At 77.3% G+C, this 1433-nt stretch carries 1 protein-coding gene; it reads left to right on the top strand.

The window, feature by feature from the left end; all coding sequences use genetic code 11:
• Positions 1–1433 (top strand): acyltransferase domain-containing protein (locus CCN72_RS35125; RefSeq protein ID WP_143664314.1); only part of this gene is annotated, 1433 nt, incomplete at both ends.

The raw sequence follows: 1433 nt of genomic DNA, 5'->3' as shown, positions 1-1433 counted from the left end.
GGTGGCGTTGCGCAGTCGGGTCATCGCGGGTGGTCTGGCGGGGCGGGGCGCGATGGCCTCCCTCGCCCTGCCGGCGGCCGAGGCCGAAAGCCGGATCGCCGCCGTCGGCGGGGGAGTGGGCGTCGCCGCCTGCAACAGCCCCCGTACGACCGTCGTCTCCGGCCCGCGCGAGGCCGTCGCCGAACTCGTCGAGCGGTGCGCCGCCGAGGGCGTACGGGCCCGTCTGATCCCCGTCGACTACGCCTCGCACTCCGTGCACGTGGAGGAGATCGAGGACGAGGTGCGCACGGCGCTCGCCCCCATCACCCCCATGACTCCCGAGATCCCCTTCTACTCCACCCTGTCGGCCCGCCGCCTCGACGGCGAGCCGCTGGACGCCGACTACTGGTACCGCAACCTGCGCGGCACCGTCCGCCTGGACGAAACCGTGCGGCTGCTCGCCGAGGAGGGCCACCGCTGCTTCGTGGAGGTGTCCGCGCACCCGGTGCTCTCGGCCGCCGTCCAGGAGACGGTGGAGGCCGCGACCGGCGCCGAGCCGGTGTTCGCCGTCGGTTCGCTGCGCCGTGACGACGGCGGTCCGCGCAGGTTCGCCGGCTCGGCCGCGGAGGCGTGGGTGCGGGGCGCCCCGGTCGACTGGGCCGCGCTGTACGGGGAGCATCACCCGGCCCCGGTGGACCTGCCGACGTACGCCTTCGAGTCCGCCCCGTACTGGCTGCTGCCCGAACGGCGGCCGGCGGCCCCGCGCGACCTCGGCGTGGAGCGGGCCGGGCACCCCTTCCTGGGCGCCCGTGTCGATCTGGCCGACGGCGGCCCGGCCGTCTTCACCGGCCGGATCCGGCCGCGCGAGCACCGCTGGCTGAACGACCACGCCGTGCTCGGCACCGTGCTGCTGCCCGGCACCGCGTTCGTGGACCTCGCCCTGCACGCCGGCGCGGCCGTGGGCCTGCCCGCGGTGGACGAACTGGTGCTGCACACCCCCCTGGCTCTCACCCCTGACACGGCCGTACAGCTCCAGGTCCTGGTCGGGGACGCGGACCACGAGGGCCGCCGCCCGGTCTCCGTGCACTCCCGCCCCGAGCCGGACGGGACGGACGCCGCCCGGCCGTGGACCCGGCACGCCGAGGGCCGCCTCGCCGCCGCGGCGCCCGCCGCACCGGACGGCGGAGCCTGGCCGCCCGAGGGCGCCACCCCGCTCGACCTCACCGACCGCTACCCCGCCCTGCTCGCCCAGGGCTACGAGTACGGCCCCGCCTTCCAGGGCCTGACGGCCGCCTGGCGGCGCGGGGAGGACGTCTTCGCCGAGGTCGTCCTCGACGCCTCGGCCCCGGCCGCCGACGGCTTCGGCATCCATCCGGCCGCCCTGGACGCGGCGCTGCACGCGATCGGGCTGCTGCCGGGCGCCGGACCGGCGGCCGGCAGCAGCCCGATCGCGT

It is taken from the genome of Streptomyces murinus, assembly GCF_002154555.1.
Lineage (GTDB): Bacteria > Actinomycetota > Actinomycetes > Streptomycetales > Streptomycetaceae > Streptomyces > Streptomyces murinus.
Note: the sequence above shows the minus strand (reverse complement) of the source record. Positions and strands in the feature narration are given on the sequence as shown.